Source organism: Saccharothrix sp. NPDC042600 (genome assembly GCF_040647305.1).
GTDB classification, from domain to species: Bacteria; Actinomycetota; Actinomycetes; order Mycobacteriales; family Pseudonocardiaceae; genus Actinosynnema; species Actinosynnema mutabilis.
This window is the reverse complement of the sequence record NZ_JBEZBW010000097.1, coordinates 1-13735: the sequence shown is the minus strand read 5'-3', so window position 1 is coordinate 13735 and position 13735 is coordinate 1. Positions and strand designations below refer to the sequence as shown.

13 protein-coding genes are annotated in these 13735 nt (G+C 72.4%); 6 read left to right on the top strand and 7 right to left on the bottom strand.

The window, feature by feature from the left end:
- Positions 1 to 115: 115 nt before the first annotated feature.
- On the bottom strand, positions 116 to 526 hold the full coding sequence (locus AB0A74_RS34995; protein ID WP_358256367.1) for a hypothetical protein: 411 nt from the start codon (positions 524 to 526) through the stop codon (positions 116 to 118).
- 225 nt (positions 527 to 751) lie between these two features.
- Between AB0A74_RS34995 and AB0A74_RS34990 the strand changes: the two genes are divergently transcribed.
- Both AB0A74_RS34990 and AB0A74_RS34985 read left to right on the top strand, forming a co-directional pair.
- Positions 752 to 946: a hypothetical protein gene (locus AB0A74_RS34990; protein ID WP_358256365.1), complete on the top strand. Its 195-nt coding sequence runs from the start codon at positions 752 to 754 to the stop codon at positions 944 to 946.
- Positions 947 to 1178: 232 nt separating this feature from the next.
- Positions 1179 to 1448, top strand: a complete 270-nt coding sequence (locus tag AB0A74_RS34985) for a hypothetical protein (protein WP_358256363.1) — start codon at positions 1179 to 1181, stop codon at positions 1446 to 1448.
- 72 nt (positions 1449 to 1520) lie between these two features.
- On the opposite strand, the gene AB0A74_RS34980 is transcribed toward AB0A74_RS34985, so the two are convergent.
- Positions 1521 to 2144 (bottom strand): MarR family transcriptional regulator, encoded by a 624-nt coding sequence (locus AB0A74_RS34980; RefSeq protein WP_358256361.1) that lies wholly within the window; start codon positions 2142 to 2144, stop codon positions 1521 to 1523.
- Between the two features lie 58 nt (positions 2145 to 2202).
- On the opposite strand from AB0A74_RS34980, the gene AB0A74_RS34975 reads away from it, so the two are divergent.
- A complete protein-coding gene (locus AB0A74_RS34975) occupies positions 2203 to 3708 on the top strand; it encodes a GGDEF domain-containing protein (protein ID WP_358256359.1) in 1506 nt (501 codons plus the stop codon).
- Here the strand turns inward: AB0A74_RS34975 and AB0A74_RS34970 are convergent.
- The 5 genes from AB0A74_RS34970 to AB0A74_RS34950 all read right to left on the bottom strand — a co-directional run bounded on the left by AB0A74_RS34970 (position 3695) and on the right by AB0A74_RS34950 (position 9124).
- Positions 3695 to 4333 (bottom strand): hypothetical protein, encoded by a 639-nt coding sequence (locus tag AB0A74_RS34970; protein ID WP_358256357.1) that lies wholly within the window; start codon positions 4331 to 4333, stop codon positions 3695 to 3697. The two genes, AB0A74_RS34975 and AB0A74_RS34970, sit on opposite strands and share 14 nt — an antisense overlap.
- Positions 4330 to 5106, bottom strand: coding sequence for a cyclase family protein (locus tag AB0A74_RS34965; protein ID WP_358256355.1), 777 nt, complete (start codon positions 5104 to 5106; stop codon positions 4330 to 4332). Before AB0A74_RS34965 ends, AB0A74_RS34970 begins: the two co-directional genes overlap by 4 nt.
- A gap of 87 nt (positions 5107 to 5193) precedes the next feature.
- Complete coding sequence (locus AB0A74_RS34960) at positions 5194 to 6291, bottom strand: zinc-binding dehydrogenase (RefSeq protein WP_358256353.1); 1098 nt, start codon at positions 6289 to 6291, stop codon at positions 5194 to 5196.
- Entirely contained in the window at positions 6288 to 6704 is a 417-nt protein-coding gene (locus AB0A74_RS34955; protein WP_358256351.1) for a thioesterase family protein, read from the bottom strand. The genes AB0A74_RS34960 and AB0A74_RS34955 overlap by 4 nt, the downstream gene beginning before the upstream one ends.
- Positions 6705 to 6712: 8 nt before the next feature.
- On the bottom strand, positions 6713 to 9124 hold the full coding sequence (locus tag AB0A74_RS34950; RefSeq protein ID WP_358256349.1) for a LuxR C-terminal-related transcriptional regulator: 2412 nt from the start codon (positions 9122 to 9124) through the stop codon (positions 6713 to 6715).
- Between the two features lie 183 nt (positions 9125 to 9307).
- Between AB0A74_RS34950 and AB0A74_RS34945 the strand changes: the two genes are divergently transcribed.
- The 3 genes from AB0A74_RS34945 (at position 9308) to AB0A74_RS34935 (ending at position 13634) form a co-directional block, all read left to right on the top strand.
- Positions 9308 to 10147, top strand: coding sequence for an alpha/beta hydrolase (locus tag AB0A74_RS34945; RefSeq protein WP_358256386.1), 840 nt, complete (start codon positions 9308 to 9310; stop codon positions 10145 to 10147).
- A gap of 644 nt (positions 10148 to 10791) precedes the next feature.
- A complete protein-coding gene (locus AB0A74_RS34940; protein WP_358256347.1) occupies positions 10792 to 12198 on the top strand; it encodes a family 2B encapsulin nanocompartment shell protein in 1407 nt (468 codons plus the stop codon).
- Positions 12199 to 12224: 26 nt separating this feature from the next.
- Positions 12225 to 13634, top strand: a complete 1410-nt coding sequence (locus AB0A74_RS34935) for a family 2B encapsulin nanocompartment shell protein (protein WP_358256345.1) — start codon at positions 12225 to 12227, stop codon at positions 13632 to 13634.
- The last annotated feature ends 101 nt before the right edge of the window (positions 13635 to 13735 follow it).

Here is a 13735-nt window from a genome sequence, read left to right as displayed (position 1 = left end):
AGCATCCGCGACCGGGACCGTTCCCCACAATGGGCCAGTGGTGTGACGCCTCCGACAGGCGGCCAACTGTGCGTGGGTGGCTGGAGGGGCGCCGACGGCACCCCTCTTCGCCCTTTCAGCGCCGGAACCCGAAGTGCCAGGTCAGCGCCCCGACCACGACCATGTACGCGACGCAGAGCGCGACCAGCGCGCCCGCGGGCACCACATCGGCACCGAACCTGAGCAGCACCGCCTCGCCGGCGACGAGACACGTGGCGCCCACCCCGAACCCGGCCAAGCCGAGCATCCGGGACGCTTCCCGCTCGGGCACCCGGAGGTCCCCGTGCGCATCGCGGTACCGCACCTGGAGACTCGCGCCCTCGCCCGGCACGCTCGCCTCCGCCGCCGCACTCGGCGCGACGACCTCTGCCACCTTGAAGATCACCTCGGCGTGTTCGGTGGGCGCGACGTAGTCCACCCACCTCCGCACTGGCTGCTCCACGTCCGAGGCGGACCGCGCCACCGGCGGCGCGTCGGGGTTGTTCACTAGGTCATCCCTTTCCCTCCTCTCCCATCGGCCCGAGGTTCCCTGTTCGCCCTCTACAAGACCGAGGGAGTGACCACCTGGCTCAGGTGGTCGTCGATACCGGCCGAACTCCCACTGGCCGACCTGCCGGTGGACACCCGGCGGTGCCACAGCGCACGTCCCCCCGACTTGCGCCCGTGGTGGTCGGCTCGTGACGGCCGGACCGCACGTGGTCCAGCCGGCCGCATGGCACGCCGCGTCCGAACCGCACGGGACCGCGGGAAGCGTCCCGACCACGCGCGCACACCGGTGTTGACGAACAGCGGTGGGCGCGCCAAGGCGGTGAAGATCACGACGACCAACACGATCACCGGCTGCCACCCGGTGATCCATGCCATCAATGCGGCGACAAAGGCACTTGACGGTGCCTCCAAGGAGTGACGACCTCGCATCTCCTTCTCCCTCTGACAGGGCCACCCGCTCCTGCGGGCTTGGTCGCCACGGTACTACATGAGATGCATCACCGTGCGATACAGGCACAGTTCAGGCATCACTCTGATGTATCGGAAGCGACTATTCGCTGGCAGTGAGCGCTCTGGTGTGGCAAGCTACGCAGGGGGACGAGGCCGCGAACAGGGAAGACCCGCCGCGGCCTCCAGGAAGGGAGGTGTGCATGGCAGCCAAGACCCGTGGTGAGTCGCGGGCCGACGGCGGGCTCGACGACCAGCAGGATTACGTGATCAACCGGATCACCGTCGGGATCATCCCGAAGGTGTGGGCCGAGCTGGCCCGGCTCATCACGAACACGAAGTTCAACCGGACCGACGTCGTGAACCGGGCCATCTCGGTGTACGCGATGGTCGACGAGAACCTGCGCAACGGTCAGGAACTGGTGTTCCGCGACCCGAAGACCGGCAAGGAACGCGTGGTCGAGATCATCTGACCGCGCACTCGGGAGGCCAAGCCGCGCGAAGACCGACCCCTCGCGCGGCTCACCTCCCGGCGTGGAGCGGGGTCAGGCCGGGCCGGCCGCCACCACGCGGCGGATCAGTTCCACCAGCAGCGCGCGTTCGCCGGCGTCGAGCACCTCGAACCACCGCGCCTCACGGGCGTTCTGCGTCGGGAACACGCCCGACACCGCTCGACGCCCCTCCTCGGTCAACGCCACGAACACCACCCGCCGGTCCTGCCCGTCGCGCGAGCGCTCGACCAGGCCCGCCTTCTCCAGCGTGTTGATCAGGTTCGACATCGCCGACCGGGTGGTGCCGGACAGCTCCGCCAGGCGGGCCGGTTGGGTCGGTCCCAGGATCCACAGCTTGAACATCAGCCGGAACCCGGGCATCGTCCAGCCCTGCTCCCGGTGCACCAGGGCCTCGTAGTCGGTGATCAGCTTGTACGCCAGGTGCAGCACGTTGTAGGAGACGCCGAAGGCCTCCGCGTCGCCGCCGAACTCCGCGATGCGGTGCCGCGCGAAGCGCTCGTAGTCCAGCTCCGTCACCACGTCCTCGGCCGCCGGCACGTGCGCCCCCGCCGAACCGGCCGAACCGGCGACCGGACCCGCCGGACCGACCGCACCGGCCGGACCCGGCTCCACGACGGCCGGACCCGGTCGCGCCTCCCAAGCATCCCGCTCTGCCACCCGCGCATCCTCGCAGGGCTCACCCCTGAGTGGAACGCGAATGCGGCACACTGGCCCGGTGCTCGGGACACGGCGGTTCGGCGTCACGGCGGCGGTGGTGCTCGGTTCGGCCGCCGCCGCGTCGCTCGCCGCGAGCTTCGACGTCGTCGCCGGCGAAGCCGCCGTCGCGCTGGACGACCTCGCCCAGCTCGCCACCGGGCTGTTCGCCACCGGCGCCTGCTGGTGGTCGGCGCGGCGCACGTCCGGGCCGGACCGGGTGTGGCGGGTGCTCATGGGGCTGGGCATGTTCGGCTGGTCGGTCGGGCAGTCCCTGTGGACCTGGTACCAGCTGGTCGAGGAGCGCGCGGTGCCCTCGCCCTCGCCCGCCGACGCCGGGTACCTCAGCGTCGTGCCGTTCGCGTTCGCCGCGCTGCTGGTCATCGGCGGCCACCGCCGCTCCGGCACCCCGGACGCCGTGCTCGACCACCGCTCCCGCTACTCCCGGCTGGTCCTCCTGCTCGACGGCGTGATCGTGACCGGCTCGCTGTTCGCCCTGACCTGGACCACCTCGCTGGGCGGCCTGGTCGAGTCGGGCAACCCGAGCACACCGGCGTTCCTGGTGGCCATCGCCTACCCGTTGACCGACCTCGTGCTGCTGGTGATCGTGGTGGTGCTCGCGGCGGACCGGAAGGTCGTCCTCAAGCCCCAGCTGCACCTGCTGGGCCTGGGCCTGGTCGGGCTCGCCGCCTCGGACAGCGCGTTCGCCTACCTGGTCAGCGTCCAGGCCCCCGAGGTGCCGCCGCTGGCCAACGCCGGGTTCGTCGTCGGCCCGGCGCTGATCGCCCTGGCCGCGCTGGCCCCGCCGATGCCGCACGCCGCGCCCCAGCACATCGCCCGCGCCTGGCAGTGGGCCTACCTGCTGATGCCCTACCTGCCGCTGCTCGTGTGCAGCGCGATCGTGTTGCGCCGCACGCTGATCGGCGACCTCGCGCCGGCCGACGCGGTCGAGATCGGGTGCGGCTTCACGGTGTTCGTCGCGGTGATGCTGCGCCAGCTCACGACGATCGTGGAGAACACGCGGCTGGCGGCGATGCTGCGGGAGTCCGAACGCGACCTCGTGCACGAGGCCCAGCACGACGCCCTGACCGGCCTGGCCAACCGCGCCCTGTTCGAACGCCGGCTGGCCGAGGCCATGACCGCGCACCACGACGGTGTCCCTTTCGGACTGCTCTTCGTGGACCTGGACGACTTCAAGGCGGTCAACGACGAGTCCGGCCACGCGCACGGCGACGCGGTGCTGGAACGGGTCGCGCAACGGCTGCGCCAGTGCGTGCGGGACACCGACGTCGTCGCCCGGCTCGGCGGGGACGAGTTCGGCGTGCTCGTGGAAGGCGTGGAGGAGCCCGAGAAGGTGGCCTTCCGCATCCTCGACGCGCTGGGCGAGGTGATCAGCGCCAGCGTCGGCGTGGTGATCTGCGCCGACCCCGATCCCGAGGACACCGCCGAGTGCGTCCTCAAGCGCGCCGACAAAGCCATGTACGAGGCCAAAAGGGACGGTGGCCGCGGCCTGGTCATCCACCCGTGATCCGCGCCGCCAACTCCTCCGCCTCGGCCGCCGTGAACCCGCCGGCGATCCGCACGCTCCCGCCGCCGACCGCCTCCACCACGGTGGGCGCGGCCACCACGGACGTGTTCACCACGACCGCGACCCGACGCCCGACGTGCCGGCCGGTGAAGTCGGCCCACCGCACGCCACCCGGGATGGTGAACCGGACGTCCACCGCCGCGCCCTGCGGGTCGTCCGCCGCCTCCGCGCGCTCGACGTGCTCACGGGTCAGCTCCGCCGGCCCCAGCACGTACACCGACCCGTCCCGGTCGCACGTCAGCAACGGCGACGTCGGGTCGTCGCGCCCGGCCAACGGGTCCCGCGCCGGGCACGAGAACGACGACACCAACGGCTGGTGGTTCGCCGCGTCGGCGAGCGCCGGGTCCTGCCGCACGCGCCGGGCCTCGGCCACCGCCGGCGTGTCCGGTTCAGCCTTCCTCGGGACGACACCACCGACACGGGTGGGCGTCACGGGCGTCGAAACGGCCAGCACCGGCCGGAAGTGCACCACCACACCGGGCGGCGGCGGCGCCGGGGTCGTGCCCGGGAACGCGGTCGTGCACCCGGTCAACACCAGCAGCAGGACCGGGAGGACGAACCTCACCGCTTGGGCACGAACGCGTAGATGCTGGCCGGCGACCCGGACCCGCGCCGGTTGATCGTGCCGCCGACCAGGACGTGCGCCCCGGTCTCGGGCAGCTTCGCGAGGTTCGCCAGGACCTCCAGGCTGATCCGGTGCTCCCGGTACAGCAGCTTGGACACCGAGTAGGTCGCGTCGGTCGCCGGTTCCGGGCTGAACGTGTCGGTGCCCAGCGCGCCCCGCCGCCCGAGCCGCCCGGTGTCCACCAGCCACCGCACCGCGGCGAGCGAGAACCCGGGCTGGTGCATCTGGCCGGACGAGTCGTAGTTGAAGAACGCCGGGGTGCCCCAGCGGTCCTCCCAGCCCGTCCACAGGATCACCGCGGCCTCGTCCGGGATGCGGCCGTGCCGCTTCTCCCAGCGCTGGAGGTCTTCGACGGTCACCTCGTGGTCGGCGTCGCGCCGGGCCTGCTCCCGCACGTCGATCTTCACGGCGGGCAGGAACAGGTCCTCGGCGTCGAGTTCGTCGGCGTACGGCTGGTCGGCGTTGAAGTGCGCCGGCGCGCCCCAGTGGGTGCCGGTGTGCTCGCCCTGCTGCGCGTACTGGAGGTAGAAGCCGTCCTCGGGCACGGTCGTGACCGTGGTCAGGGTGAAGGCCGGGTCGCCGGGGTAGACGTTGGTCCGCGCGGGATCGTTGACGTGCGCCAGGTTCACCAGCTTGTAGTCGCCCAACCCGCGCGGCGCGGCCGTCGCCGACCCCGCGCCCGCCACGGCCATGCCGCCCACCGTCGAAACCACACCCGCGAGCATCGACCGCCTGCGCACCGCCGACCACTCCCCTGCCCTTGGATCACCCGATCCGGGCAACTCTAACGGGAGGGTTGATCACAACACGACGACCTGCCGGACGGCTTCTCCCGCGGCCAAACGGGTGAACCCGGCGTTGACCTCGTCCAGCGCGAGCCGCCCGGACAGCAACCCGTCCACGGGCAGCTTCCCCGCCCGGTACAGCTCCACGAACCGCGGCACGTCCCGGCGCGGCACGCACGAACCCAGGTAGCTGCCCTTGAGCGTGCGCTCCTCGGCGACCAGGCTCAGCGCCGGCAGCGTCACCGTCCGGTCGGGGTGCGGCAGGCCGACGGTGACCGTGGTGCCGCCCGCCGCCGTCGCCAGGTAGGCCTGCTCCAGCACGGCCGCCACACCGGTGGTGTCGATGACCTTGTCCGCACCGCCGCCGGTCAGGTCCCGCACGGCCGTCACGGCGTCCGGCCCGCCCGCCGCGTCGTGCGTCGCGCCCAACGTCCGCGCCAGGGCGCGCTTGTGCTCGACCACGTCCACGGCGACCACTTGGGACGCGCCGGCCGCGACCGCGCCGAGCACGGCGGCCAGCCCGACCCCGCCCAGGCCGAACACCGCGACCCGGTCCCCCGGCACGACCTGCGCGCTGTAGAACGCCGCGCCCGTGCCGGTGAGCACCGCGCAACCGAACAGCGCGGCGATGTCCGGCGGCAGGTCGGGGTCCACGCGGGTCGCGGACTTCTCCGACACCACCGTGTACTCGGCGAACCCGGACACGCCCAGGTGGTGGTGGGGCCGGGTCCCGTCGGGCAGCCGCCACCGCCGCGCGCCGCCCAGCAGCGTGCCCTCCCGGTTGGCCGCCGCGCCCGGCTCGCACAACGCCTGCCGCCCGGACACGCACCGTCGGCACGCGCCGCACGCGGGCACGAACGACAGCACCACGTGATCGCCGACCGCGAACTCCGCGCCCGGCCCGGTTTCCACGACCTCGCCCGCGGCCTCGTGCCCCAGCACCATCGGCAGCGGCCTGATCCGCGAGCCGTCGATCACCGACAGGTCCGAGTGGCACAGCCCGGTCGCGCGCACCCGCACCAGCAGTTCGCCCGGCCCCGGCGGGTCCAGTTCGAGGTCCACGATCGACAGCGGCTCGCCGACCGCCGTGAGCACCGCGCCCCGGGACTTCACGCGACCACCAGCCCTTCCATCGCGGCCCGCAACGACGCGGGGATCTCCACCGGCTTGCGCGACCCACGATCCACGAACACGTGCACGAAATGCCCTTCCGCCACCACGTCGTCGCGATCCTCGGGGTAGAAGCCGACCTCGTAGCGCACGCTGGAGCGGCCCAGGTGCCCGACGCGCAGCCCGGCGTCCACCGCCTCCGGGAAGGAGATGGAGGACTTGTAGTTGCAGTGGGACTCCACGCACAGGCCGATCGCGGGGCCGTGGTGGATGTCCAGCCCGGCCTCCCCGATCAGCCATGTGTTGATCACGGTGTCCATGAACGCGTAGTGCACGACGTTGTTCACGTGCCCGTACACGTCGTTGTCGGCCCACCTCGTGGGGATCCGCTGCCAGTGCCGGTAGTCCGCGCGCACCCGACCTCCTATTCGATCATCCTGGTCAACTCCACCCGCGACCGCACGCCCAGCCTGGTGAACATGTTGCGCAGGTGGTGTTCCACCGTGCGGTGGCTGAGGAACAGGCGCGCGGCGATCTCCCGGTTGGTCGCGCCCTCGGCGACCAGGCGGGCGATGCGCGCCTGCTGCGGGGTGAGGTCGGTGGGCCGGCCGACCGGGGCGGTGGTCTCGCCGGCGGCGCGCAGCTCGGCGCGGGCGCGCTCGACCCAGTGGTCCGCCTCGTAGGACTGGAAGATCTTCACCGCGTCGCGCAGGAGTTCGCGCGCCGCGCGGGGCTTGCGGGAGCGGCGCAGGCGATGCCCGTAGAGCAGTTCGGTGCGGGCCAGTTCCATCGCGGTCCCGCTCTCGCGGTGCAGCCGGATCGCCTCGCGGAAGTGCTCGTCGGACCCGGGCCCCTCGGACAACAGGCCGTGGCAGCGGTGGGACAACGCCATGCGCGCCGGGCAGTTCGTCGCGCCGGCCCACTTCTCGAACCGGCGCAGCGCCCGGTCCCCCGTGGCCGGTTGGCCGCAGCCGACGGCGGCCTCCACGACCTGCGGCGCGGCCATCACCCGGATGCCCGCGTGCACGCCCGCGGCCTTGAGCCGGAGCCGGTCCAGCGCGTCGGCCGGGCGGTCCAGGACCAGGTCCACGCACGCGAACGCCCACGCGCCGAACGTGCCCGACCGGCCCAGGCCGCGGCGGACGATCTGCTCGTTGGCGGCGTCGATGTTGTGCAGGGCGGTGTCGGTGTCGCCGCGGAAGGCCGCGAGCAGGGCGAGGATCGTCAGGTGGTCCACCACGGCGTTGTGCTGGCCCAGCGCGGTGGCGGCGTGCGCGCCCTCGGTGGCGGCGGAGAGCGCGACGGCGTGCTGGTCGAGCAGCAGCGCGGACAGCGCCCGGTACACCAGCGCCCACGACACCAGGGCGGTGAGACCGGACTCGCGGGCGGCGGTGACCGCGCCGGCGGCCAGTTCGTGCGCGCGGGCGGCGTCGCCGAGGACGTAGGCGGCCTGCGCGCCCCAGATGCCGGCCTGCGGGTGCGGGACCCGGTCGGCCAGGTCCACCACGGACCGCAGGTGCGGCAGGGCCTTGTCGTGCCGGCCCGCGAAGGTGGCCGACATGCCGACCAGGTGGTCCAGGGTGATCCGGGTGGCGGGCGGCTCGTCGGGCTCGCGGACGTGCTCGGCGAACGCGGCGATGTCGGCGTGCCGCTGGTGGTCGCCCGCGACGCTGGCCGCCTCGCCCGCGAAGCCGAGTGCGGCGATCGCGAGGGCCCGGCGGGTGCCGACCAGCCCCCGCGCGGCGCGCACGAGCCGGCGGGCGGCGACGTCGGGCAGGCCGTCGCCGAGGTCGATGCCGCCGCGCACGAGGTCGGTGAGCGCGCGGAGGTCGGGGTCGTCGGTCAGCCGTTCGGCGACGCGCAGGACGGCGCGCGAGCGGTGCGCCGCGCCCATGGCCCAGTGGTCGGCGGCGGCGGAGACCAGCCGGTGCGCCTTGAGGCCGGGGTCGTCGGTGAGCGCCGCCGCGCGGTCGTGGTCCCGGGCGGCGGAGACGTGGTCGCCGCGCAGCCGGGCCCGTTGCGCCGCTTCGAAGAGCCGGTCGGCGAACGCGCCGGCCCGGCCGGGGGTCGTGGTGGTGGCGTGGTGCCAGGTGCGGCGCGGTCCGGGCGGCAGGGCGGCGGCCAGGGTCTGGTGGGCTTCGTGCCGTGCGGTGGGCGGCAGTTCGGTGCGCAGGGTCGAGCGGATCAGCCGCCGCGGGTCGAGCAGCGGGCCGGCCTCCTCCACCGCGCGGGGATCGACGCCCAGGGTGAGCAGGGCCTCGGCGTCGACCTCGTCGTCCACCGCCGCCAGCGCCACCGCCCGCACGGCCTCCGGGGACAGGGCGTCCAGGCGCGCCCGCAGCCGGGTCCGCAACGCGCTGTCCGAGGGCAGGGTGGTCGGCGCGGGCGCGGTGCCGCCCAGCTCGGCCGAGGTCAGGGCGTCGGCCAGCTCGACCAGGGCCAGCGGGTTGCCGCACGCCAGGTCCACCAGGTCGGCCGCGAGTTCGGCGGGCAGGCCCGGCCGGCGGTCGTGCAGCACGCGCAGGCTCGCCGCCCGGTCCAGCGGGTCGAGGGTGACGCTGGGCAACCCGAAGGGCGGCCCTTCGGTGGCGATGAGCATCGCGGCCCGCGTGCCCTCGACCTCGCGGGCCAGGGCGAGCAGGTCGTCCAGGTCGTCGCACTCGTGCGCGTCGTCCACGCACAGCACCGCGCCGTGGCGGGCGGCGGCGTGGGACAGCAACGACGACTTGCCCGACCCGGGCTCGCCCCGCAGCACCAGCACGCCACCCCGGCCGGCGCGGGCACGGTCGAGCACCGCGTCGACGGCGACGCGCTGCCGATCACGTCCGTGCAGCACCCGGCCAGTCTCGCCGGACGCCGCCGCCGGGCGGAAGACCTGCGGCGAAAATTATCTACCAGCGTTAGTTTTCGGGTGGACACCGGTGGTTCCACCGATGCGCGCCCGGCCCCGGCCGGAGCAGGGTCGAGGCGTCCGTTTCCCTGCGCAAGCGAGGTGTACAGCGACGTGCAACTCCGCAGACTGATCCCCGCGGTGGCCCTGCTCCTGACCGCGGCGACCCCCACCGCCATCGCCGCCGAGAACCCCTACGAACGGGGTCCGGCGCCGACCAACTCCAGCATCGAGGCCGTCCGCGGCCCGTTCGCCACCGCGTCGACCTCGGTGTCGTCGTGGGTGGTGACCGGCTTCGGCGGCGGCACCATCTACTACCCGACCAGCACCGCCGAGGGCACCTTCGGCGCGGTCGCGATCTCGCCCGGCTACACCGGGACCCAGTCGAGCATCTCGTGGCTCGGCCCGCGCCTGGCGTCCCAGGGCTTCGTGGTGTTCACCATCGACACGAACACGATCTACGACCAGCCCGACAGCCGGGCGTCCCAACTCCTGGCGGCGCTGGACTACCTGACCCAGCGCAGCACGGTGCGCACCCGGATCGACGCCACCCGCCTGGGCGTCATGGGCCACTCGATGGGCGGCGGCGGCACCCTGCGGGCGGCCGAGACCCGGCCGGCGCTGCAGGCGGCCATCCCGCTGACGGGGTGGCACACCGACAAGACGTGGGGCGGCGTGCGGGTGCCGACCCTGGTCATCGGGGCGGAGGACGACTCGATCGCGCCGGTGTCGTCGCACTCGGAGCCGTTCTACAGCAGCCTGCCGTCCACGTTGGACAAGGCCTACCTGGAGCTGAACGGGGCGGACCACTTCGCGCCGAACACCTCCAACACGACGATCGCGAAGTACAGCATCTCCTGGCTCAAGCGCTTCATCGACAACGACACGCGCTACGAGCAGTTCCTGTGCCCGGCCCCGAGCCGCAGCACGCTGATCGAGGAGTACCGCGACACCTGCCCGCACTCCTGAGCCCACGCGCTCCGACCACCGCGGCCACCCCCGGAACAGGGGGTGGCCGCGGCCTTTCGTGCGCGCTGACGCGGGTGCGGTGACGGCTGCCGGGCGGGCTTGGGGGTGACGGGTGCCGGGCGGCGGCTCGGCGGCAGGCGGGCGCGGCAGGCGGGCGCGGCGGAAGTGGCGACGGGCAAGCGCGGCAGCGGGCGAACTTGGACGCAGGTGGGCTCGGCGGCGTTTCAGCGGCGGGTCGGTGGCAACCCCACACCGGCGTGTCCAACCGGGCGGCAGGCTGTGAGCGATCCACGGTGGGGCGACCGGAACAAGGTCGGACCCGTACCCGCTGATGGCTGATTTTCGGCCCGCCGAATTGCGGAAAACCGACCCTCCCGACACTCGCCACCCGCGTCAACAACACCTTCGAGTGAATTCCGCTGCCGCGAAAGAGTTACACATTCCAGTCCAAGCCGAATATGACTCCCGCCGCCCCCGAAGAATCACCCGATATTGCTTGCACTCACCACTACCTGCACCCGGCGTACACGCAGCGCAGCCGCATAGCACTATGGGAGGTCGCCGTATCGGCCCCTTCCGAACGCCTATTCGGCGTCACTACCGTCAATCCGGCCCAATGAACAAATCCGATTGGCGGTGTACTGGTGACTGTGACCGATTCCGACGTGGACATCGAACAGCCACGGCTGAGCCTCGGCACAGCGGCGGCCCGGAACCTGGCGACCACGACCAAGTCCGTTCCGCAGATGCAGGGCATCACCTCCCGGTGGCTGCTCAAAGTCCTCCCCTGGGTCCAGGCCTCCGGTGGCGCCTACCGGGTCAACCGCCGGCTCACCTTCGCCGTCGGCGACGGGCGGCTCACCTTCACGAACATCGGCGCGGACGTCGACGTCATCCCGCAGGAGCTGTGCGAGCTGCCCTACCTGCGCGGCTTCGAGGACGTCGAGGCGCTGGCCGCGCTCGCCGACCGGTTCCAGCAGCACGAGTACCAGCCCGGTGACGTCATCGTCGAGCGCGGCCGGCCGCAGGACCAGGTCTGGCTGATCGCCCACGGCAAGGTCAACAAGATCGGCCAGGGCGAGTACGGCGACCAGACCGTCCTGGGCGTCATGGCCAACGGCGAGTACTTCGGCGCCGAGGTCCTCGCCGGCCCCCAGGGCGAGTGGGAGTTCACCGCCAAGGCCGTCACCCCGGTCATCGCGCTCTCGTTGAGCTGGGAAGACTTCGAGCGGATGAACGGCAACGCGGGCGGGCTGCGCGCGCACATCCAGCGCCTGTCCGCGCCCGGCGCGCGCAAGCAGAACAACCACGGCGAAGCCGAGATCGACATCGCGTCCGGCCACGAGGGCGAACCCGACCTGCCCGGCACGTACGTGGACTACGAGCTCAAGCCGCGCGAGCTGGAGCTGAGCGTCGCCCAGACCGTGCTGCGCGTGCACAGCCGCGTCGCCGACCTCTACAACCACCCGATGGACCAGGTCGAGCAGCAGTTGCGGTTGACCATCGAGGCGCTGCGCGAGCGCCAGGAGTACGAGATGGTCAACAACCGCGACTTCGGCCTGCTCAACGCCGCCGACCTGCGCAACCGCATCCCGACCCGCAACGGCCCGCCCACCCCGGACGACCTGGACGAGCTGCTCGCCGTGGTGTGGAAGGAGCCGACGGCGTTCCTGGCCCACCCGCGGGTCATCGCGGCGATCGGCCGCGAGTTCAACAAGCGCGGCATCAACCCCGACTCGATCGACCTCAACGGGCACCGGGTGCCCGCGTGGCGCGGCGTGCCGATCCTGCCGTGCAGCAAGATCGAGATCAGCAAGCACCGCACCAGCTCGGTGATGCTCCTGCGCGCCGGCGAGAACAACCAGGGCGTCATCGGCCTGCACCAGACCGGCCTGCCCGACGAGTACCAGCCGGGCCTGAACGTGCGGTTCATGGGCATCAACGACAAGGCGATCATCTCCTACCTCGTCAGCACGTACTACTCGGCGGCGATCCTCGTGCCGGACGCCCTGGGTGTGCTGGAGCACGTGGAAATCGGCCGCGAAGACTAGTCCCCCGACGAGATTGGGTACCTGACGTGACCGTGACAGACCCCGGCCTCAGCGCGGAAGAGGCCGAGCAGCAGCGGCACAGCCTCAGCACGAAGGCCGCGCGGAACCTGGCCAGCACGACCAAGTCCGTGCCGCAGATGCAGGCCATCTCGCCCCGGTGGCTGCTGCGCAAGCTCCCCTGGGTGCAGACCCAGGCCGGCACGTACCGGGTCAACCGCCGGCTCACCTACGCCATCGGCGACGGGCGCGTGACCTTCACCAGCACCGGCTCGGACATCCGGGTCATCCCGCAGGAGCTGCGCGAGCTGCCCGGCCTGCGCGACTTCACCGACGAGTCGGTGCTGGCCGCCCTGGCCGACCGGTTCGAGCAGCGCGAGTACCAGCCCGGCGACACGATCGTCGAGGTGGGCAGGCCCGCCGACGAGGTCTACCTCATCGCGCACGGCAAGGTCAGCCGCGTCGGGCGCGGCGAGTACGGCGACGAGCACAAGCTCGACACCCTGGCCAACGGCGAGTACTTCGGCGCCGAGGTGCTCACCGGCCAGGAGACCGAGTGGGAGTTCACCGCGAAGGCCGTGACCCCGGTGATCGTGCTGCGGCTGCCGCTGCGCGCGGTGCAGCAGCTCAACGGGCACGCCGACGCGCTGCGCGCCCACCTGGAGGACTTCGCGCGGGGCCGGGCCAAGCCGCAGAACAAGCACGGCGAGGCGGCCATCGAGATCGCGTCCGGCCACGAGGGCGAGCCGGACCTGCCGACCACGTTCGTGGACTACGAGCTGCACCCGCGCGAGTACGAGCTGAGCGTCGCCCAGACCGTGCTGCGGGTGCACACGCGCGTGTCGGACCTGTTCAACCACCCGATGAACCAGACCGAGCAGCAGTTGCGGTTGACCGTCGAGGCCCTGCGCGAGCGGCAGGAGTACGAGATGGTCAACAACCCCGAGTTCGGCCTGCTGCACAACGCCGACCTCAAGCAGCGCATCCACACCCGGACCGGCCCGCCGACCCCGGACGACATGGACGACCTGCTCGCCCGGCGGCGCAAGACGGCGTTCTTCCTGGCCCACCCGAGGACGATCGCGGCGTTCGGGCGCGAGGCGTCCAAGCGGGGCCTCTACCCCTCGACCACGCTGGTGGACGGCACGCACGTCTCGACGTGGCGCGGTGTGCCGATCCTGCCCTGCGACAAGATCCCGATCACCGAGCACGGCACCAGCTCGATCCTGGCCATGCGCGTCGGCGAGGACGACAACGGCGTGATCGGCCTGCACCAGACCGGCATCCCCGACGAGTACCAGCCGGGCCTGAACGTGCGGTTCATGGGCATCGACGAGAAGGGCATCATCTCCTACCTGGTCAGCGCGTACTTCTCGGTGGCCGTCATGGTGCCCGACGCGCTGGGCGTGCTGGAGCACGTCGAGATCGGCCGCTACTAGCGGTGTTCCGCCTGCCGGCGGCGGGGGGGGGGCCCCCCCCCCCCCCGGCCCCCCCCCCCCCCAAAACGTGCTACGTGGTGGGTGGGGGGCGCCCCCCCACA